Below are 19,256 nucleotides of genomic sequence, written 5' to 3' on the forward strand. Positions count from 1 at the left end.
TTCTTATGGTTGCAGCGTCAGCTGCCGATACTTGCCGAAGCCGGCATAGGAGGAGACGATGACCCTGTCTCCCGCCTTCAGTCCCCCCAGGATTTCCAGCTGGGTCTGGCTGCGGCGGCCGATGCGGATCGCGCGGCGCTCGGCGCTGCCGCCGTCGCCGCTCAACACCATCGCCCAGGTTCCGCCGGTGTCGTTGACGAAGGCGCCGGCCGGCAGCACCAGCCCGCTGACCGGCTCGCCCAGCGTCAGCCGGCCGTCCAGGCCCTGGCCGGCGCTGAGCGCGGCGTCCGGCTTGCCGTCGAACTGCAGTTCCAGCTGGAAATGCCCGTCCTGCACCTGCGGATTGATATTGCCGACCCGCGCCGGCAGCGTGCGGCCGTCCAGTTCGATGCCGGCGCGCTGGCCGCGCCGTACCCGGCCGAGATAGAACTCGTCCACCTGGGCGTTCAATTTGTAGCTGCCCAGGCTGTCGACCCGCCCGGCCCGGTCACCCGGCTTCAGCGAGCTGCCCACCTGCAGATTGAAATTGGTCAGTTGCCCGTCCATCGGCGCGCGCAGCGACAACGCGGCCAGGCTGTCGGCCGCCATCCGGGTGCCGCGGCTCAGTTCGTCCTGCGCCAGCCGCATCTGCCGCAGCGCGTCCCGCTTGATGTCCAGCTCCCGCTCCCGGCTTTTCAGCTCGTCGCGGTAATCGTCGCGGTACTGCTGCAGGCGGTCCCGCGAATCCTCCAGCGCCGCCGCGGAAATGAAGCCCTGCGCCGCCAGCGCCGCGTCGCGGCGGTATTGCCGCTCCTGCTGTTTCAGCTTCAGGGCCAGATCGCTGAGCCGGCGGCGATAGTCGCTGCGCGTCGACTCCAGTTGCTCGCGCGTGGACGACAGATTGGCGTACTGCTGCGCCAGGTCGGACTTGCGCGCCAGCAGGTCCAGCTGGCGCTGCGGATTCGACAAGCGCGCCAGCACCTGGCCGGCGCGGACCCGGTCGCCGTCGCGGGCCAGCACCTCGTCCACCCGGCCGCCCTCGACCAGATCCAGCAACACAGACTGCGCCGGCTGCACCGTGGCGCGCAGGATCACCTCGTCGCTGAAGGTGCCGGCCGTCACCGCGGCGATCTGCACTTCGCCGGCCGCGACGCGCAGGCCGGACGGCTGCCAGGCCCACCACACCGCGACGCCGGCCAGCGCCAGCAGCGGCGCGAGCAGCCAGGCCGGGCGGCGGCGGAACCAAGGCCTGCGCGCCACCGTCTCGTCCATCGCCGCGCCGCTGGCCGGCAGCTCCGCCTCCCGCCCGCCGCTCACAAGCCGCCTCCCAGATGCAATTGCAGCCGCAGTTGCAGCGCGCCCAGCGTGGCCCGCAGCAACAGGCCGCCGGGATGACAATGCAGCGCCAGCGACGGCGAAGACAACAGCGCGAGACCCAGCAAGGCGACCAGCGCGCAGCCGGCCAGGATGAAAGACTTGCCCGCCATGACGGAACCCTCCTCGATTGCGAATGCCCGTACTACAGCAAGCCGTGTGCCAGCAATACAACTCGTTTAAATTCAATCATTTACAAATAAAATCGAGCCAACCCGTCCGGATACGGACAGGCAGCTGTCCGGATACGGACAGTGTCCGCGCGCCGGACGATCCGCCGCGCTTGCCAAGCCTGCGTTTGCCGCGCACCATCATGCCTTTGTCTTGTCCCGTGACGACCATGAGCAAGCCCTGCATTCTGTTGATCGAAGACGACGCCGACGTCGCGCTGGCCGCGCGGATGCTGCTGCGCAAGCTGGGCGACTGCGTCCACCTGCCCCATCCGGACCAGCTGGACGCCTGGCTGGCCCGGCAGGCGCCGGACGTGGTGCTGTTGGACATGAACTACACGCCGGGCGCCGTCTCCGGCGCCGAGGGACTGGCGGTGCTGGCCAGGCTGCGCGCGTTGCCGGCGCCGCCGCCGGTCATCGTGCTGACCGCCTACGCCGACGTGCCGCTGGCGGTGGCGGCGCTGAAGCAGGGCGCGCAGGATTTCGTCACCAAGCCCTGGGACAACGACAAGCTTTGCCAGACCGTGGCCGGCGCGTTGGCCCGGACCGGCGGCGCGGACGCGGCGGCCGCCGCGCCGGCGCTGCTCGGCGAATCCGCCGCGATGGACCGTCTGCGCGCGATGATAGCCAGCGTCGCGCCGACCGAGGCCAATGTGCTGATACTCGGCGAGAACGGCGTCGGCAAGGAATTGGTGGCCCACGCCGTCCACCAGGCCTCGCGCCGCGCCGGCGGTCCGTTCCAGAGCGTGGATATGGGGGCGCTGCCGGAATCGACGTTCGACAGCGAGCTGTTCGGCCACCGCAAGGGCGCGTTCACCGACGCCCGCAGCGACCGCAGCGGCCGCTTCCAGAGCGCGGCCGGCGGCACGCTGTTCCTCGACGAGATCGGCAATCTGCCGCTGGCCGGCCAGGCCAAGCTGCTGACCGCGCTGGAGCGGCGCCAGATCACGCCGCTGGGCGCCGACAAACCGGAGCCGCTGGACGTGCGCGTGCTCAGCGCCACCAATCTGGACGAGGCGATGCTGCACGACCCGCAGTGCTTCCGCCGCGACCTGCTGTTCCGCCTCAACACCATCGTGCTGCGCGTGCCGCCGCTGCGCGAGCGGCGCGACGACATCCCGCTGCTGGCGCGGCACTACCTCGCCCATTACGCCGCGCAATACGGCAAGCCGGCGCTGCCGCTGGCGACGGCCGCGGCGGCGGCGCTGGCCGAGCACGACTGGCCCGGCAATGTGCGCGCGCTGCGCCACGCCTGCGAGCGGGCGGTGATCCTGTCCCGAGGTGACGAATACCGCGCCGCCGACTTCGACCTGGGGCCGGCCGCGCTTCCGCCCGCCGCCGCCCTCCCTCTCGACGCGCCGCTGAAACTGGACGAACGCGAGCGAGCCGCCATCCGCCAGGCGCTGGACAGCAGCGCCGGCAATGTCAGCCACGCCGCCCGTCTGCTGGGACTGTCGCGCGCCGCCTTGTACCGCCGGATGGAAAAACATGGCCTCTAAGCGTTCCGCCCTGCCCGTCGCCGCCTGCGGCGTCCTGCTGTTGGGCTGCGGCGCCGGCGCCGGCCTCTTCGCCGCCTCGCCCAGGCTGATGACGCTGTGGCTGATCGCCGCGCTGCCGTTGCTGATATGGCTGTCGCGCGCGACGCGGGACGGCGGCGCGCCGCCTCTCGAGGCCGGACCGGCGCAGCCGGCCGCGCAAAGCGCGCAGGCCATGCAGGAGATCCGGCTGGAACACGCGCCGCTGGCCCTGTTCCGGCTCTGCGGCGAAGAGGCCGAGCCGCTGAACGCCCGCGCCCGGCGGCTGGTGGCCCCCGGCTACGCCAGCGAGCCCGCGGCGCTGTACCGCCAGCTGCTGCGGCAGCAGAACGAACGCCAGTGGATACGCTTCGACACCGAGCGCGGCGTCGAGCGCGCGCTGGCCGCCAGCAGCAGCCTGATCATAGACGGCAGGCAGGAAAAGCTGCTGGCGCTGCTGCCGCTGGAAAGCGAGCTGGAGGCCGAGACGCTGCGCGCCTGGCAGCAGCTGGTGCATGTGCTGACGCACGAGATCATGAATTCGCTGACGCCGGTCGCCTCGCTGTCGCGCAGCGCCGGCGCGCTGCTGGCGGAAGCCGCCGCCTCGATACCGGCGGAGCTGGGCCAGGAACTGGACATCGCCTTCGCCGCGATCAGCCGCCGCGCCGACAGCCTGGCCGACTTCGTCGCCAGCTACCGCAGCCTGTCGGCGCTGCCCGAGCCCAAACCCGAGGTCGTGTCGCTGAGCGGGCTGTTCGAGCGCCTGCAGGCGCTGGTGGCGCCCGGCTGGCGGGAACGCGGCGGCGAGGCCAGCTTCCGCGTCGAGCCGGCCACGCTGGAAGTGCGCGTCGACGCCGGCCAGCTGGAGCAGGCGCTGATCAATCTGATCAAGAACGCCTTCGAGGCCACCGCCGGCCAGCCGCGCGCCCGCCTGGAGGTGACCGCCAGCCCCGGCCGCGGCGGCCGCCTGCGGCTGGAAGTGTGCGACAACGGTCCGGGCGTGGCCGAAGACCGCATCGAGCAGATCTTCACGCCATTCTACTCCACCAAGGCCAAGGGACGCGGCATCGGTCTGGCGCTGGTGCGCCAACTGGTGAACGGCAACGGCGGCACCGTGCGCTATGCGCGCAATCTGGGCGGCGGCGCGCGGCTGATCCTGACATTCTGAACCAAGAGCCTGTTCACGATCTCTAGCGGCATCGGCCATTTCCGCCGGATGCAGGGCGCCGAAAGCGGCCCTGCAGGCGCGGCGCGGCTCGGAAAAGATCGCGAACAGGTTCTAGTGCATATATTCCTAAGTCATTAGTTTTGCAGAAAATAATTGCAACCAAAAAATGACATAGTGATAGATTTTATTTTCCGAAATTGCCACAGGGCCAGCCCAGTCTGGTTTGATTCCGTGAAAATAAGATCGACATTTCATCTGACTGTCATTTCGGCCGCCCTGCTGGCGGCCGGCCAGGCCCGCGCCGACGACTCCACGCCGGCCGACTCGCTGGAGCGCGTCACCGTCACCGGTTCGCGCATCGCCCGCTCGGCCAAGGAAGGGCCGACCAGCGTCACCGTGATCAGCGGCAGCGACATCGAAAAACAGGGCTACACCAATGTCTTCGACGCGCTGAACAATCTGACGCAGAACACCGGCTTCACCCAGGGCGCCGACTACGGCAACACCTTCACGCCGGCCGCCAACGCCATCAGCCTGCGCGGCCTCGGCCCCAACCACACGCTGACGCTGATCAACGGCCGCCGCGTCGCCGACTACCCGACCGCCTACGAAGGCGAAGTCAACTTCGTCAACCTGGCCAACATCCCGGCGGCGCTGATAGACCGGATCGAGATCCTCAACGGCGGCGCCTCGGCCATCTACGGCTCCGACGCCATCGCCGGCGTCGTCAACATCATCCTGAAAAAGAAGACCGACGCCGTCAACGTCAACCTGAAGGTCGGCGGCGCCCAGCACCACGGCGGAGAAAACGCCCGGCTGCAGCTGAGCGGCGGCAAGAGCTGGGACCAGCTCAGCCTGGTATACGGCCTGGAACTGAGCCAGCGCAACGCGATCTGGGCCGGCCAGCGCGACTTCATGTCCACATCCACCGCGCGGGGCGAGGCGCCGTCGCTGATACTGGGCCGCCGCGTCGCCGGCGGCAGCTATCTGGACTCCGGCAGCGCCTGCGGCAATCTCGCCGGCCTGTTCGCCGGCAGCGTCGGAACCGTCGGCAGCGCCCAATCCGGCTATTGCGCCAGCAACCGGCTGAAGCCGACCTACTGGACGCTGCAGACCGCCAACCAGAGCCAGAGCGGCTTCCTCAGCCTCAACTACCTGATCAACTCGCACGCCGAGCTGTTCAGCGACGCGATGCTGGCCTTCAACCACACCGAGAACAATACCCGCGGCCCCAACTGGACCTCGGCCGCCGGCCAGGGCGGCTACTTCCTGAACCAGAACAGCGGCAATTACGAAATCTGGAACAAGCGCTTCGCGCCGGAGGAGCTCGGCGGCGCCGACAATTACAACCGCAAGTGGGACGACGTGGCCGCCAATCTGACGCTGGGCGTGCGCGGCGAGCTCTCCGGCAGCTGGAACTACGAGCTGGCCTACAACGCCTCGGTCTACACCAGCCAGAGCACCAGCCCGATGCTGCTGGCCGGCGTCGACAGCTACTTCCTCGGCCCCCAGCTGGGCACCGACAGCAAGGGCGTGCCGATCTACGCGCCCAGCACCAGCCGCTTCTACCAGCCGCTGACGGCCGCGCAATCGGCCGGCCTGATCGGCAACAGCGTCGGCCAGAACAAGTCCTGGCTGCAGGCGCTGAGCCTCAGCGCCAACGGCGAGCTGTTCCAGTTGCCGGCCGGCGCGGCCAAACTGGCCGGCATCGCCGAATGGGGCAGCCAGGGCTTCAGCAACGAGCCCGACGCCCGGCTGAACCAGGGCGTGTTCTTCAACGCCTCGCCGGCGCTCAAGGCCGCCGGCACCCGCGCGCGCTCGGCGCTGGGCGGCGAGCTGCTGCTGCCGCTGGCCAAGCCGCTGAACCTGACGCTGTCCGGCCGCTACGACCGCTACCAGACCGATGACAGCAGCGAAGGCAAATTCACCTACGGCGCGGGCCTGGAATACCGCCCGACCGGCAGCCTGCTGCTGCGCGGCAACTACGCGACCAGTTTCCGCGCGCCGGACATGAGCTATCTGTTCCAGACGCAGACCCGCGGCTATTACGCCTCCACCACCGACTACTGGCGCTGCGCCCAGGCGGGCCAGCCGCTGGCCAACTGCCAGTACGCCGGCGTGTCGCCCGGCTCCAACTACATCAGCAACGGCAATCCCGGACTGCAGCCGGAAAACGGCAAGTCCTACGGCCTGGGCTTTGTCTGGTCGCCTAGCCGCGACGCCGACATCTCCTTGGACTACTGGAACATCACGATAGACAATCTGGTCACCACGCTCAGCGCCGACCAGCTGCTGCGCAACGAGGCGCTGTGCCGCGGCGGCCAGCTGGACATCCACTCCTCGCAATGCCAGGACGCGCTGACCCGCATCGTGCGCAATCCGGCCAACGCCCTGGTCGATCCGGGCGCGATCAACACCATCATCGTCAACCCGATCAACGCCGCCAGCGAGCGCACCAGCGGCATAGACCTCAGCGGCAAGTACAATCTGCGCACCGCGAACGCCGGCGACTTCCTGTTCAAGGCCACCTACACCAAGGTGCTGACGCACACCTACCAGCAATTCGCCGGCGACCCGGCGCAGAACGAGCTGACCGACCTGTCCAACACCGACTGGCCGGACAAGCTGGACTTCAGCACCACCTGGAATATCGGCAACTGGTCGTCGACGCTGCTGCTGACCCGCTACGGCAAGATTCCCAACGGCGCCGGCAACGGCTATCTGACGCCCAGCGTGCTGGCCAATCTGAGCGTCGGCTACCAGTTCGACAAGAAAACCTCGGTCAGCCTGATCATCAATAATCTGCAGGACTTCGTGAAAAGGGACGACAGCGGCGGCTGGCCGTATTATCCGGTCGGCAACTATTCGCCTTACGGCCGCCAGGGCTGGGTGGAAATCAACCACCGCTTCTGAACGGGCAAGACGACGGGACGCCGCGGCGTCCCGTTTTTATTCCGCGGCGGCAAATATCGGGAGAATGGACGCGAAAAAGCCCAGCATTTTCATGCTGGGCTTTTTCTTGAATCCTGGCGTCCCCACGGGGAATCGAACCCCGGCTACCGCCGTGAAAGGGCGGTGTTCTAACCGCTAAACTATAGGGACAGCTGGCGCACCCGGAGCGATTCGAACGCCCGACCCTCTGGTTCGTAGCCAGATACTCTATCCAACTGAGCTACGGGTGCGTTATCTGGCGGAGAAAGAGGGATTCGAACCCTCGATACAGGTTTAAGCCCGTATGCTTCCTTAGCAGGGAAGTGCCTTCGACCACTCGGCCATTTCTCCGTTCAGAGAGCGCCATATTAATTAGCGGCACCCTCCATGTCAAGCGTAAATCCAAAATTATTTACGCGGCCTGATCCAATCCGAAAACCTTATGCAATACGCGAACCGCCAGCTCCAGGTATTTCTCGTCCAGCAGCACCGATACCTTGATTTCGGAGGTGGAGATCATCTGGATATTGATGCCCTCTTCGGCCAGCGTGCGGAACATCGTCGAGGCGATGCCGCAGTGCGAGCGCATGCCGACGCCGACGATGGAAATCTTCGCCACCTTGTCGTCGGCATCGATCTTGGCGGCGCCGATATGGGTCTGCACTTCGCGCAGGATGGACAGCGCGCGCTGGAATTCGCCGCGCGGCACGGTGAACGAGAAGTCGGTCGCGCCGTTCTCGCCGACATTCTGGATGATCATGTCGACTTCGATGTTGGCGTCGGCGATCGGCCCCAGGATCTGGTAGGCGATGCCCGGCTTGTCCGGCACGCCCTTCACATTGATGCGGGCCTCGTTGCGATCGAACGCGATGCCTGCCACTACCGCCTTTTCCATGCTTTCATCTTCCTCAAACGTAATCAGGGTGCCCTCGCCTTCGTCCTCGAAGCTGGAGAGCACGCGCAAACGCACCTTGTACTTGCCGGCGAATTCCACCGAGCGGATCTGCAATACCTTGGAACCGAGCGACGCCATCTCGATCATCTCTTCGAAGGTGACCGTCTTCAGCCGGCGCGCCTCCGGCACCACGCGCGGATCGGTGGTGTAGACGCCGTCGACATCGGTGTAGATCTGGCATTCGTCGGCCTTCAGCGCGGCCGCCAGCGCCACCGCCGACGTGTCCGAGCCGCCGCGGCCCAGCGTGGTGATGTTGCCTTCCTCGTCGACGCCCTGGAAGCCGGCGACGATGACGACGCGGCCCTCCTTCAGATCGCCCCGCATCACCTGTTCGTCTATCGACTGGATGCGCGCCTTGGTGTGGGCCTGGTCGGTCACCACCTTGACCTGCCAGCCGCAATAGCTCTTGGCCGGCACGCCGATTTCCTTCAAGGCCATCGCCAACAGGCCGATGGTGACTTGCTCGCCGGTGGACACCACCACGTCCAGCTCGCGCGGGTCCGGGTAATCCTGGATGTCCTTGGCCAAGGCGATCAGGCGGTTGGTTTCGCCGCTCATCGCGGATACCACCACCACCACATCGTGCCCCTGCGCCTTCCACTTGGCGACGCGGCGGGCCACATTCTTGATGCGCTCGGTTGTCCCGACCGAGGTGCCGCCGTACTTCTGTACGATGAGTGCCATACGTGCTTCTTAATTGAAAAAAAGGTTGAAATGTCGAACTTCGATTCTGACCACAGAATGTCGAGAATTGCAAGACGGAATTGAAGCGCCGGCGGGGGCCAAAGCGCGATACGACAAATGACAGGCTGTTTGCATCCCCCCAGCGCAACGGCTACAAACAGTAGGAAGACTAGCCTGACGGAACCCGTGCATGACCGCCCCTGTTCAACCCTGGCGCTGGATACGGCTGGAGATCGGCCTGATCGTCAACGGGGGAATCCAATATGCCCTGTTCATCGACCATCCGCTGTTCTGGCCGGCCCTCGGCCTGACCACGCTGCTGATCCTGTTGCTGCTGCTGTGGCCGTCCGCCCGTCCCGCGGCGGCCACCCCCACGCCCCGGGCCATCGAAGACCCGTCCGGCTACTGGCGCGAGGTATCCGGCCACGTCTACGCGCTGCTGCCGCTGTGGGCGGGCCACATCTCGCTGGGGCGGGAACAGATAGACGACGCCGCCACCCAGCTCACCGCGCGCTTCGAAGGCATGCTGCGCCAGCTGGCCCCCCCGCCGGCGGAAGCCGGCGAGCCGTCGCCCGAGCCGCAGGATGCCCCGCCCGGCGACGGGCCGCCCGACTGGCGCCAGCGGCTGCCGCAGCTGGTCGAGGCCGGCCAGCGGCTGGAGACGCTGGCGCAATCGGAGCAAGACGGCCGTCTCGCCGAACAGGCCGGCAGCCTGAGACGACAGCTGGAAGAGCTGGAGCGCGATGTCCGGGCCGCGACGCCGTTGCGGCTGGACGCGGCCGTCAGCGGCAAATTGCAGGCAGCCATCGAGGACATCCTGACCCAACTGCAATTCCAGGACCGGGTCAGCCAGATACTGTCCCATGTCCAGAACGATATCTGGCAACTGGAAACCACGCTGCACGAGGCCTTGCACAGCGACGGGGAACTGCCGGCGCCGCCGGATACCGAGGCCTGGCTCGCCGCGCTGAAAAGCAGCTACACCACCCACGAGCAGCGCGCGCTCCACAACCGGGAGCATAACGACAAGACGCCCGGATCGAGCGACATCACCTTTTTCTGAAATACGGGGACGCGCCAGATGGCCAAGACCATATTGATAGTCGACGACTCCACCACCTTGCGACAGGTGGTGCGGATGACGCTGGCCGGCGCCGGCTACGAGGTGCTGGAGGCAGGCAACGGCAAGGAGGCGCTGGACATCCTGGACGGCCGCAAGATCCATCTGATCATCTCCGACGTCAACATGCCCCAGCTGGACGGCATCGGCCTGCTCAAAAGCATCAAGCAGCTGCCGCATTACAAATTCACTCCGGTCATCATGCTGACCACCGAGTCCGCCGAGGACAAGAAACTGGAAGGCAAGGAGGCCGGGGCCAAGGCCTGGGTGATCAAACCCTTCCAGCCCCCGGTGCTGCTGACCGCCGTATCCAAGCTGATCCTGCCCTGAACGGCCCGACCGACGAAGGAGCCGATCATGCCGCTTGTCATTGCCTCGGGATGCGAACAAACCATCTACCAGGCGGCGCAATGGCGCGCCGAACTGGAACAGGCGCTGCGCGCCGACGGTGACGGCGACATCGAACTCGACCTGTCGACGGTGGAGGAATTCGACTGCGCCGGCGCCCAGGTGCTGCTGTGGCTGTTGCGCGAGGGCGAGCGCCGCGGACAGCGGGTGGCGCTGCGCGCGCCCAGCCGCTGCATCCGCGACTTCGTCCGGCTGATGGGTCTGAACGAGCTGGCCTTGCCGGCCGAGGGGGACGGCGATGGATCTTGAACAGGCGCGGCAGACCTTTCTGGAAGAGGCCCGCGAGCTGTTGGCCGAGATGGAGGGCATCCTGCTCGACATCGAGCCGGCCCGGGCCAGCGGCGAGCAGCTGAACGCGCTGTTCCGCACGATGCACACCATCAAGGGCTCGGCCGGCCTGTTCGGGCTGGACGCCATCGTGGGCTTCACCCACCAGGTGGAAAACCTGCTGGACCAGTTGCGCGACGGCCAACTGGCGCTGGACGACGAGCTGGTCGGCCTCTTGTTGCGCTGCCACGACCAGGTCAAGCTGATGATACAGGCGCTGGCCGCCGGCGAGCCGCTGGAAACCCTGCTGGACGAAGCGCTGCTGGCCGCGCTGCTGGGCTATCTGGCGCTGCCGCAGGCGATGCAGCCGGCCGACGAGGCCGCGGCGGAGCCGCTCGGGGAGAAGGAGGCCCGGCGCTGGCTGCTGTCGCTGCGCTTCGGTCCGGACGCGTTGCGCAACGGCCTGGACCCGTCGTCCTTCATCCGCTATCTGGCCACGCTGGGCACGGTGGAGCGGATCGAGACCATCGCCGCCAGGCTGCCGGCCGGCGACGCCTTCGACCCCGAAAGCAACTATCTGCGGTTCGAGGCGCTGTACTACGGCGACACCGGCGAACGGGCCCTGCACGAGGTATTCGAGTTCGCCCGCGAAGACAGCATGATAGGCATCTGGCCGCTGGACGCCGCCGCCGCCCATCTGGGGGAGGCCTGCATAGACTCGGCGCCGGACGAGGCCGAGGCGGTGCGGCAGGCCTGGTCTCGCTTCGGCGCTTTCGGCCCGGCCGCCGCGCCGGTCCAAGAGGCGGAAGCCGAAGCGCAAGCGCTGCAGCCTCTTCCCGACGCCGCGACGGCGCCGCCCGCCCCGACGGCGGAAGGCCGCGGCGGCAAGGCGGCCGAAAGCAAGTTCCTGAAAGTCGAGGCCGGCAAGCTGGACAGCCTGATCGACCTGATAGGCGAGCTGGTGATCGCCGGCGCCGCCGCCAACCTGATCGCGCGGCGTTCGCAACAGACGCCGCTGGTCGAGGCGACGCTGACGATAGCCAACCTGATCGAGCAGATACGCGCCGGCACGCTGTCTATGCGCATGGTGCAGATAGGCGAGATCTTCCAGCGCTTCCCCCGCGTGGTCCGCGACGTGTCTCGCGAGCTGGGCAAAGATATCCAGCTGCACATCGTCGGCGCCGAAACCGAGCTGGACAAATCGATGGTGGAGAAGCTGGGCGATCCGCTGATGCACATCGTGCGCAATGCGATAGACCACGGCATCGAAACGCCGCCGGTCCGCCAGGAGAACGGCAAGCCGGCGTCGGGCAATCTGTGGCTCAACGCCTATCACGAATCCGGCAGCGTGGTGATCGAGGTCGCCGACGACGGCGGCGGCCTGAAGCGCGAGCGCATCCTGGCCAAGGCGCGCGAACGCGGCCTGATCGGCCCCGACGACGAACCGCCGGACAATGTGGTGTACCAGCAGATCTTCGAAGCCGGCTTTTCCACCGCCGAACAGGTGACCAGCCTGTCCGGCCGCGGCGTCGGCATGGACGTGGTCAAGCGCAGCATAGAACAGCTTCACGGCATGATAGACATAGACAGCGAGGCCGGCCGCGGCACCAGCTTCCGCATCCGCCTGCCGCTGACGCTGGCCATCATCGACGGCTTCCTGGTCGAGGTCGGCCGCTCCACCTTCGTGCTGCCGCTGGAAGCGGTGGTGGAATGCATAGAACTGCCGGCCGGCCTGCCGGAGAACGGCGTGCACGATTGCATCAATCTGCGCGGCGAACTGCTGCCGCTGCTGCACCTGTCGCGCTTCTTCGAGCAGGAGCCGGTCGCCGTGGCGCGACGCAACGTGGTGGTGGCGCAGTACGGCGAACGCAAGGCCGGCCTGGTCGTCGACGCGCTGGGCGGCGAGTTTCAGACCGTGATCAAGCCGCTGGGGGCGCTGTTCAACACGCTGAAGGCGATCAGCGGCTCCACGATACTCGGCACCGGCGAGGTGGCTTTGATACTGGACGTGCCGTCGCTGATCCGCCACGCCTGCCGCAAGGAGGCCGAACGTTTCGTTCTGCCGCCTCCGTCCCCGCAAACGCAAGGGAGCGCATCATGACCGCGATATCGGGCATGCGCCTCGCCACCCGGCAGGCCCTGGGCTACGGCGCCATCGTCGTCCTGCTGCTCTTGTGCATCGCCGTGGCGATGCTGGGCTTCGGCGAAATCAACGCGGCCATCCGCGACATCACCCGCGTCAACAACGTCGAGGCGCGGCTGGCGCACCGGATGCTGGAGCAGAACCAGCAGGTCCGCATCGACATCCGCAACGGCCTGCTGGCGCAGACACCCGAAGAGGTCGCGCGCGCCGGACAGGCGCTGCAGGATTCGCTGCGCCGCTATGCGGACACCGAACAGCAACTGGCGCAGATGCTGCAGCGCGAGCCGTCGACGAGCGCCCGCGAGCACGAGCTGATCGCCGCCATCCAGGCAAACAGCCGGGAAGTCCACCAGGAATACCAGCGGGCGCTGGAGCTGGTACAGCGGGGACAAGGCGGGCAGGCCCGCGCCCAGGCCACCGCCGGCAAGGGCGCGCGCCTGAACGACACCATAGGCGCGCTGGCCGACGTCGAGGACAAGCTGAACGATGACCTGGCCCGCAGGAGCGAGGCCATCTACGCCGCCAGCCTGCAGCGGATGATGATCCTGGCGGCCGCCGCCGTCGCCGCCAGCCTGCTGATCGCCGCCGCGATACGACGCAATCTGCTGAGCACGCTGGGCGGCGAACCGCAGCAGGTGGCCGACATGATGCGCGAAGTGGCGCGCGGCAATCTGCTATGCGCGATTCCGCTGCGGCCCGACGACCAGCACAGCCTGGCCGCGTCCATCGTGCAGACGATACAGACGCTGGGCGCCATCATTGGGGAAGTGAAGACCGGTTCGGAAAACCTGTCCGTCGCCGCCCAGCACATCCACTCCACCTCGCAGCTCTTGGCGCAATCGTCCAGCGAGCAGGCCGCCGGGCTGGAACAGACCTCGGCCTCGGTCGAACAGATGTCGGCCTCGATCAACCAGACCAACGACAACGCCCGGATCACCGAGGGCATCGCCGAGAAAGCCTCCAGCGAGGCCGCCGCCGGCGGCGAAGCGGTGCAGCAGACGATACGGGCGATGCGCGAGATCGCCGACAAGATAGGCATCGTCGACGACATCGCCTATCAGACCAATCTGCTGGCGCTGAACGCGGCGATAGAGGCCGCCCGCGCCGGCGAGCACGGCAAGGGCTTCGCCGTGGTCGCCGCCGAAGTGCGCAAGCTGGCCGAACGCAGCCAGGTGGCCGCGCAGGAGATCAGCGGCCTGGCGCGCGGCAGCGTGGCGCTGGTCGACGGCGCCGGCAGCCTGCTGGAGGAGATCGTCCGCTCCAGCAGCCGCACCTCGGACCTGGTGCAGGAAATCGCCGCCGCCGCCAGCGAGCAGTCGGCCGGCGTCGGCCAGATCAGCCTGGCGGTGCAGCAGCTGAACCACAGCACCCAGCAGAACGCCAGCGCCAGCGAGGAACTGGCCGCCACCGCGGAACAGATGAACCGTCAGGCGGAGAACCTGCACGACCTGATAAGCTTTTTCCACCTGGGCGCGCTGCATGCCGGCGGCGCGGCGGCGCGCGGCGGCATGCCGCACTGAAGCGGGAAAGGAATCGAGATGGCCGCACTGAACATCCTGCGCCGCAGCGACAGTTATTCCGCCCAGCAGGAGAGCGCCGAAGTCCGGCAATTCCTGACCTTCCAGCTGGCCGGCGAGACGTTCGCCATCGGCATCCTGCGGATACGAGAAATCCTGGAATACGTCCGCCCCACCGTGGTGCCGCTGATGCCGGACTTCATCCGCGGCGTGATGAACCTGCGCGGCGCCGTGGTGCCGGTGATAGACCTGTCGCTGCGCTTCGCCCGCGAGCCGACCGCGATCAATCGCCGCACCTGCATCGTCATCATCGAGATGGCGCACGAGGAACAATGCCAGCTGATCGGCGTGCTGGTGGACGCGGTGCACGAGGTGCTGGCGATTCCCGACGACGAGATCGAGCCGCCGCCGCAGTTCGGCAGCCGGATCCGCGTCGACTTCATCCAGGGCATGGCCAAGGTCGATAACCGCTTCGTCGTGCTGCTGGACGTGGACAAGGTGCTGTCGCTGAGCGAAATGTCCTTGCTGTCCGAACTGAGCCGGCAGGAAGAGGCGGAGGAGGAATGATGGCGCGCCCGCCGTCGATCCGTCCGTCGCCCGCCGCCGGCCATGGGGGAAACGCATGAGAAAACTGACCGTGCGCCGGCAATTCATGCTGCTGGCCGCCTGCGCCATCGTCAGCCTGTCGCTGCTGGCCGTCACCGCCTGGCAGGGCTTGCGCACCGTGATGATCAACGGCGATCTCTACCACCAGGTGGTGATAGGCAAGGACTTCATCAACGACCTCGATCCGCCGACCCAGGCGCTGGAAGCCGCCTTCCTGCTGGTCAACCAGCTGCGCAACACGCCAGACCCGTCGATACGCCAGCGCCTGCTCGAACAGCTGCAGGCGCTGCGCGCCGAATTCTACAACGGCCAGAAGAAATGGGCCGACAGCGCGCTGCCGGCCGAAATCCGCGCGGTGCTGGCGCAGCAGGTGAAGTCTACCGCCGACGCCTTTTTCCAGGAGGTCGACAGCCGTTTTCTGCCGGCGCTGGACGCCCACGACCAGCTGGCGATCAATCTGTCCTTCGACCGGCTGGCCGCGCAGTACGAACAGAACCGCCAGGCCGTCCAGCCGCTGATCGCCCGCACCGGCGAATTGCAGCGGCAGACGGAGGCCGCCGCCGACCGCAGCACCCGGCGCACCTTCGCCACGCTGGCAGGCGTCAGCGCGGCGGCGCTGCTGCTGCTGGTCGCCTCGCTGATCCTGATCTACCGCCAGCTGATCCACCGCCTCGGCGGCGAGCCGCACCAGGTGGTGCGCGCCACCCGTGAAGTGGCCGCCGGCAAGCTGGACATCGAACTGCCGCCTGCGCCGGAAGGCAGCCTCAGCGAATCGATGCGGCAGATGTGCCAGCAACTGCGGGCCATCATCGCCGAAGTGAAGAACAGCTCGGACGGCGTCGCCAGCGCCGCGCTGCAGATCAGCTCCACCGCGATGGCCCTGTCGCAGAGCGCCAGCGCCTCCGCCGCCGGGCTGCAGCAAAGCTCGGCCTCGATCGAGCAGGTGTCGGCGTCGCTGAATCAGACCAGCGACAATTCCCGCGCCACCGAGGCGATCGCCGAAAAGGCCTCCGGCGAGGCCACCGAGGGCGGCCAGGCGGTGCAGCAGACGGTGCAGGCGATGCGCCAGATCGCCGACAAGATCGGCATCATCGACGACATCGCCTATCAGACCAATCTGCTGGCGCTGAACGCCGCGATCGAGGCCGCCCGCGCCGGCAAGCACGGCGCCGGCTTCGCTGTGGTCGCCGCCGAGGTCCGCAAGCTGGCCGAGCGCAGCCAGGTGGCGGCGCAGGAAATCGGCGAACTGGCCGAGCGCAGCGTCGGCGTGGCCGAGCAGGCCGGTCGCTTGCTGAAGGAAATCGTGCGCTCCAGCGGGCGCACCTCCGACCTGGTGCAGGAGATCGCCGCCGCCACCCGCGAACAGGCCGGCGGCATCGGCCAGATCAACCATGCGATCCAGCATCTGAACCACGCCACCCAGCAAAACGCGGCGGCCAGCGAGCAGCTGGCATCCACCGCCGAGGAGATGACGCTGCAGTCGGAACGGCTGCAACAGGCGATGGGCTTCTTCCAGCTCGGCGGCGCCGCGCCGCCGCCGGCCGCCGAGCCTCTGCCCCCGCGCGCGCCGGAAGCGCCGCCGACGCCGGAACAGGACGCCTACCAGGATCTGTTCCGCTTCTGAAACGGTCGCGGACAGGCCCTTGTACTAAATTGAAACCATGGACGCCGCGGCAGACCGCCCGGCGACGGACAAGGAAGCGAGACATCATGACCCCGACTCCGCCGGCCTCGCCGGCGGCCCCCTCGACGCCCGACAGCCGGCTCGGCAGCTCCGCGACGGCCGACCCGAACGGCGAAGCGGTCTTCCTCCATCCCGGAGACTGGCACTTCGGCGGCGGCGGCACCCGCATCCGCACGCTGCTAGGTTCCTGCGTGTCCATCATCCTGTGGCACCCGCAGGCGCGCGTCGGCGGCATGTGCCATTACCTGCTGGCGCAGCGCACCGGCCGTCGCGGCGAAACCCTGTCCGGCCGCTACGGCGACGAGGCGATGCTGCTGCTGCTGCACGAAATCCTGGCCTGCGGCCTGCCGCTGCAGGAGTTCCACGCCCGGCTGATCGGCGGCGCCTCGATGCTGCTCAACCGGGAACGCAAGCTCAGCCACGATGTGCCGTCGCGCAACATCAGCCTGGCGCGCGCAATGGTCAAGCAGCTCGGGCTGCGGCTGCAGGCCGAGGACCTGGGGGGCAATTGTCCTCGGCTGGTGCTGTTCGACGTCGCCAGCGGCCAAGTCTGGATCAAACAATCACAAGAGGCCGAACTGGAAATGACGCCTCCACCCAACACAAGGATCCACAAATGAGCATCAAGGTCATGATCGTCGACGATTCCGCGGTGGTCCGCCAAGTATTGACCGCCGTGTTCAACGAGGCCAACGGCATCGAGGTGCTGGACGTCGCCAACGACCCGTACATGGCGATGGACAAGATGAAGCTGAAATGGCCCGACGTGCTGGTGCTGGACGTGGAAATGCCGAAGATGGACGGCATCACCTTTCTGAAACAGCTGATGGCCACCCGGCCGACGCCGGTGGTGATCTGCTCGTCGCTGACGCAGAAGGGCACCGACATCAGCATGCAGGCGATGGCGGCCGGGGCCGTCGAGGTGATCGCCAAGCCGGTGGCCGGCGTCAAGGGCTTTCTCGAGGACAGCGCCAACCATCTGGTGATGGCGGTGCGCAGCGCCGCCGCCGCGCGGATGAGCCGGGTGCGCGTGATGCCGTCCGCCTCGGCCCCGCCGTCCGGCCACGCGCCCGGCGCCAATCCGCTGGAAACCCGGCCCAAGCTGTCGGCCGACGCCATCCTGTCGGCGCCGACCGGCGGCAATGTGTTCGCCACCACCGAGCGCATCATCGCCATCGGCACCTCGACCGGCGGCACCCAGGCGCTGGAGGCGGTGCTGACCGAGCTGCCGCGCACCTGCCCCGGCCTCGCCATCGTCCAGCACATGCCGGAGAAATTCACCCGCTCGTTCGCCGAGCGCCTGAACAGCCTGTCGCAGATCGAGGTGAAGGAAGCCAGCAACGGTGACCGCATCCTGCCCGGACGCGCGCTGATCGCGCCCGGCGGCAAGCACATGATGGTCAAGCGCAGCGGCGCCTACTATCAGGTGGAGGTGGTGGACGGCCCGCTGGTCAGCCGGCACAAGCCGTCGGTCGACGTGCTGTTCCGCTCGGCGGCCAAGTTCGCCGGCAAGAACGCGCTGGGCATCATCATGACCGGCATGGGCGACGACGGCGCCAAGGGACTGAAGGAAATGCACGACTGCGGCGCGCGCACCATCGCGCAGGACGAGGAGAGCTGCGTGGTCTTCGGCATGCCCAAGGAGGCGATCAAGCTCGGCGCCGCCGACGAGGTGATGGCGCTGGAGATGATAGCCAAGGCGATCTGCCGCTGATTCGGGGCGCCGGCCTCAGGCCGGCGCCCGGCACCTCAACACGACCAAAGCGGCGCCTCGTCCATCAGCGCGATCTGCTCGCGCAGCGACAGGATCTGCTCCTCCCAGTACCGTTGTCCGCCGAACCAGGGGAAGGCCGCCGGAAAGGCCGGATCGTGCCAGCGTCGGGCCAGCCAGGCGCTGTAATGCAGCAGGCGCAGCGTGCGCAAGGCCTCCAGCAGGTTCAACTCGCGCGTGTCGAATTCGCAGAAATCCTCGTAGCCGGCCAGCACCTCGGCCAGCTGGCGCGACTGATCGGCCCGGTCGCCGGACAGCAGCATCCACAAGTCCTGCACCGCCGGTCCCGTCCGGCTGTCGTCGAAATCGACGAAATGCGGGCCGGCGTCGGTCCACAGCAGATTGCCGACATGGCAGTCGCCGTGCAGCCGCAGCGTGCCCACCGGCCCGGCCCGCTCGAAGCAGCGCGCCACGCCGGCCAGCGCCTGCTCGGCCACGCCGCGGTACACCGCGGCCAGCTCCGGCGGCAGCCAGTTCCCGGCGACGATGAAGTCCACCGGCTCGCGGCCGAAGCTCTGGATGTCCAGCGACGGGCGGTGGCGATACGATTCGGTGCGGCCCAGCGCGTGGATGCGGCCCAGGAAGCGGCCCACCCATTGCAGCGTCTCGTCGCGGTCCAGCTCGGGCACCCGGCCGCCGCGGCGCGCGAACAGCGCGAAACGGAAGCCGGCGTGGCCGTGCAGCGTGCGTCCGTCGAGGACCAGCGGCGGCACCGCCGGGATTTCGCGCTCGGCCAGCTGCAGGGAAAACGCGTGTTCCTCGAGAATGGCCTCGTCGCTCCAGCGCGCCGGGCGATAGAACTTGGCCACCAGCGGCGCGCCGTCGTCCATGCCTATCTGATAGACGCGGTTCTCGTAGCTGTTCAACGCCAGCAGGCTGCCGCTGGCGCGCAGGCCCAGGCTTTCGACTGCGTCGAGTATGGTGTCCGGCGTCAGGCCGGCGAACGGGGGCGATATATTGTCCAT

At 67.6% G+C, this 19,256-nt stretch carries 16 protein-coding genes and 3 tRNA genes; 12 read left to right on the forward strand and 7 right to left on the reverse strand.

What is annotated here, in order from left to right; genetic code table 11:
- Positions 1–3 precede the first annotated feature (3 nt).
- Both WNM05_RS19560 and WNM05_RS19565 read right to left on the reverse strand, forming a co-directional pair.
- The gene (locus WNM05_RS19560; RefSeq protein WP_434630098.1) at positions 4–1,296 is read right to left on the reverse strand and encodes an efflux RND transporter periplasmic adaptor subunit; all 1,293 of its coding nucleotides are present in this window, start codon (positions 1,294–1,296) and stop codon (positions 4–6) included.
- On the reverse strand, positions 1,293–1,466 hold the full coding sequence (locus WNM05_RS19565) for a hypothetical protein (RefSeq protein WP_434630100.1): 174 nt from the start codon (positions 1,464–1,466) through the stop codon (positions 1,293–1,295). The genes WNM05_RS19560 and WNM05_RS19565 overlap by 4 nt, the downstream gene beginning before the upstream one ends.
- 227 nt (positions 1,467–1,693) lie before the next feature.
- On the opposite strand from WNM05_RS19565, the gene WNM05_RS19570 reads away from it, so the two are divergent.
- From WNM05_RS19570 to WNM05_RS19580, 3 genes are all read left to right on the forward strand, one after another.
- The gene (locus tag WNM05_RS19570; protein WP_434630101.1) at positions 1,694–3,022 is read left to right on the forward strand and encodes a sigma-54-dependent transcriptional regulator; all 1,329 of its coding nucleotides are present in this window, start codon (positions 1,694–1,696) and stop codon (positions 3,020–3,022) included.
- Entirely contained in the window at positions 3,012–4,205 is a 1,194-nt protein-coding gene (locus WNM05_RS19575) for a sensor histidine kinase (protein WP_434630103.1), read from the forward strand. Before WNM05_RS19570 ends, WNM05_RS19575 begins: the two co-directional genes overlap by 11 nt.
- A 231-nt stretch (positions 4,206–4,436) precedes the next feature.
- A complete protein-coding gene (locus tag WNM05_RS19580; RefSeq protein ID WP_434630105.1) occupies positions 4,437–7,118 on the forward strand; it encodes a TonB-dependent receptor plug domain-containing protein in 2,682 nt (893 codons plus the stop codon).
- Between the two features lie 114 nt (positions 7,119–7,232).
- Here WNM05_RS19580 and WNM05_RS19585 read toward each other — a convergent pair.
- From WNM05_RS19585 to WNM05_RS19600, 4 genes are all read right to left on the reverse strand, one after another.
- A tRNA-Glu gene (locus WNM05_RS19585) sits at positions 7,233–7,307 on the reverse strand.
- Between the two features lie 3 nt (positions 7,308–7,310).
- Positions 7,311–7,387: transfer RNA gene (locus WNM05_RS19590), tRNA-Arg, on the reverse strand.
- A 6-nt stretch (positions 7,388–7,393) separates the two neighbouring features.
- A tRNA-Ser gene (locus WNM05_RS19595) sits at positions 7,394–7,487 on the reverse strand.
- Positions 7,488–7,548: 61 nt separating this feature from the next.
- Positions 7,549–8,775 (reverse strand): aspartate kinase, encoded by a 1,227-nt coding sequence (locus WNM05_RS19600; protein ID WP_434630107.1) that lies wholly within the window; start codon positions 8,773–8,775, stop codon positions 7,549–7,551.
- 190 nt (positions 8,776–8,965) lie between these two features.
- Here WNM05_RS19600 and WNM05_RS19605 point away from each other — a divergent pair, with 190 nt between their 5' ends.
- The 9 genes from WNM05_RS19605 to WNM05_RS19645 all read left to right on the forward strand — a co-directional run bounded on the left by WNM05_RS19605 (position 8,966) and on the right by WNM05_RS19645 (position 18,234).
- Entirely contained in the window at positions 8,966–9,838 is an 873-nt protein-coding gene (locus tag WNM05_RS19605; protein WP_434630109.1) for a hypothetical protein, read from the forward strand.
- Positions 9,839–9,856: 18 nt separating this feature from the next.
- The gene (locus WNM05_RS19610; RefSeq protein WP_434630110.1) at positions 9,857–10,225 is read left to right on the forward strand and encodes a response regulator; all 369 of its coding nucleotides are present in this window, start codon (positions 9,857–9,859) and stop codon (positions 10,223–10,225) included.
- A gap of 27 nt (positions 10,226–10,252) precedes the next feature.
- A complete protein-coding gene (locus tag WNM05_RS19615; protein WP_434630112.1) occupies positions 10,253–10,552 on the forward strand; it encodes an STAS domain-containing protein in 300 nt (99 codons plus the stop codon).
- Positions 10,542–12,671 (forward strand): chemotaxis protein CheA, encoded by a 2,130-nt coding sequence (locus tag WNM05_RS19620; RefSeq protein WP_434630114.1) that lies wholly within the window; start codon positions 10,542–10,544, stop codon positions 12,669–12,671. Before WNM05_RS19615 ends, WNM05_RS19620 begins: the two co-directional genes overlap by 11 nt.
- Complete coding sequence (locus WNM05_RS19625) at positions 12,668–14,233, forward strand: methyl-accepting chemotaxis protein (RefSeq protein ID WP_434630115.1); 1,566 nt, start codon at positions 12,668–12,670, stop codon at positions 14,231–14,233. The genes WNM05_RS19620 and WNM05_RS19625 overlap by 4 nt, the downstream gene beginning before the upstream one ends.
- A gap of 18 nt (positions 14,234–14,251) precedes the next feature.
- Positions 14,252–14,797 (forward strand): chemotaxis protein CheW, encoded by a 546-nt coding sequence (locus WNM05_RS19630; protein WP_434630117.1) that lies wholly within the window; start codon positions 14,252–14,254, stop codon positions 14,795–14,797.
- Positions 14,798–14,852: 55 nt separating this feature from the next.
- A complete protein-coding gene (locus tag WNM05_RS19635; protein WP_434630119.1) occupies positions 14,853–16,460 on the forward strand; it encodes a methyl-accepting chemotaxis protein in 1,608 nt (535 codons plus the stop codon).
- Between the two features lie 86 nt (positions 16,461–16,546).
- Complete coding sequence (locus tag WNM05_RS19640; RefSeq protein ID WP_434630121.1) at positions 16,547–17,140, forward strand: chemotaxis protein CheD; 594 nt, start codon at positions 16,547–16,549, stop codon at positions 17,138–17,140.
- Positions 17,137–18,234 (forward strand): protein-glutamate methylesterase/protein-glutamine glutaminase, encoded by a 1,098-nt coding sequence (locus WNM05_RS19645; RefSeq protein ID WP_434630123.1) that lies wholly within the window; start codon positions 17,137–17,139, stop codon positions 18,232–18,234. Before WNM05_RS19640 ends, WNM05_RS19645 begins: the two co-directional genes overlap by 4 nt.
- A 35-nt stretch (positions 18,235–18,269) precedes the next feature.
- Here WNM05_RS19645 and WNM05_RS19650 read toward each other — a convergent pair whose 3' ends face one another.
- A complete protein-coding gene (locus WNM05_RS19650; RefSeq protein WP_434630125.1) occupies positions 18,270–19,256 on the reverse strand; it encodes a serine/threonine protein kinase in 987 nt (328 codons plus the stop codon).

Source organism: Chromobacterium sp. CV08 (genome assembly GCF_051129845.1).
Taxonomy (GTDB): domain Bacteria; phylum Pseudomonadota; class Gammaproteobacteria; order Burkholderiales; family Chromobacteriaceae; genus Chromobacterium.

What these genes read in the sequence shown, in the direction of transcription:
- WNM05_RS19565 (WP_434630100.1), bottom strand. Translation starts at nt 1,466, where the DNA reads ATGGCGGGCAAGTCTTTCATCCTGGCCGGCTGCGCGCTGGTCGCCTTG.
- WNM05_RS19570 (WP_434630101.1), top strand. Translation starts at nt 1,694, where the DNA reads ATGAGCAAGCCCTGCATTCTGTTGATCGAAGACGACGCCGACGTCGCG.
- WNM05_RS19575 (WP_434630103.1), top strand. Translation starts at nt 3,012, where the DNA reads ATGGCCTCTAAGCGTTCCGCCCTGCCCGTCGCCGCCTGCGGCGTCCTG.
- WNM05_RS19600 (WP_434630107.1), bottom strand. Translation starts at nt 8,775, where the DNA reads ATGGCACTCATCGTACAGAAGTACGGCGGCACCTCGGTCGGGACAACC.
- WNM05_RS19605 (WP_434630109.1), top strand. Translation starts at nt 8,966, where the DNA reads ATGACCGCCCCTGTTCAACCCTGGCGCTGGATACGGCTGGAGATCGGC.
- WNM05_RS19610 (WP_434630110.1), top strand. Translation starts at nt 9,857, where the DNA reads ATGGCCAAGACCATATTGATAGTCGACGACTCCACCACCTTGCGACAG.
- WNM05_RS19615 (WP_434630112.1), top strand. Translation starts at nt 10,253, where the DNA reads ATGCCGCTTGTCATTGCCTCGGGATGCGAACAAACCATCTACCAGGCG.
- WNM05_RS19620 (WP_434630114.1), top strand. Translation starts at nt 10,542, where the DNA reads ATGGATCTTGAACAGGCGCGGCAGACCTTTCTGGAAGAGGCCCGCGAG.
- WNM05_RS19625 (WP_434630115.1), top strand. Translation starts at nt 12,668, where the DNA reads ATGACCGCGATATCGGGCATGCGCCTCGCCACCCGGCAGGCCCTGGGC.
- WNM05_RS19630 (WP_434630117.1), top strand. Translation starts at nt 14,252, where the DNA reads ATGGCCGCACTGAACATCCTGCGCCGCAGCGACAGTTATTCCGCCCAG.
- WNM05_RS19635 (WP_434630119.1), top strand. Translation starts at nt 14,853, where the DNA reads ATGAGAAAACTGACCGTGCGCCGGCAATTCATGCTGCTGGCCGCCTGC.
- WNM05_RS19640 (WP_434630121.1), top strand. Translation starts at nt 16,547, where the DNA reads ATGACCCCGACTCCGCCGGCCTCGCCGGCGGCCCCCTCGACGCCCGAC.
- WNM05_RS19645 (WP_434630123.1), top strand. Translation starts at nt 17,137, where the DNA reads ATGAGCATCAAGGTCATGATCGTCGACGATTCCGCGGTGGTCCGCCAA.
- WNM05_RS19650 (WP_434630125.1), bottom strand. Translation starts at nt 19,256, where the DNA reads ATGGACAATATATCGCCCCCGTTCGCCGGCCTGACGCCGGACACCATA.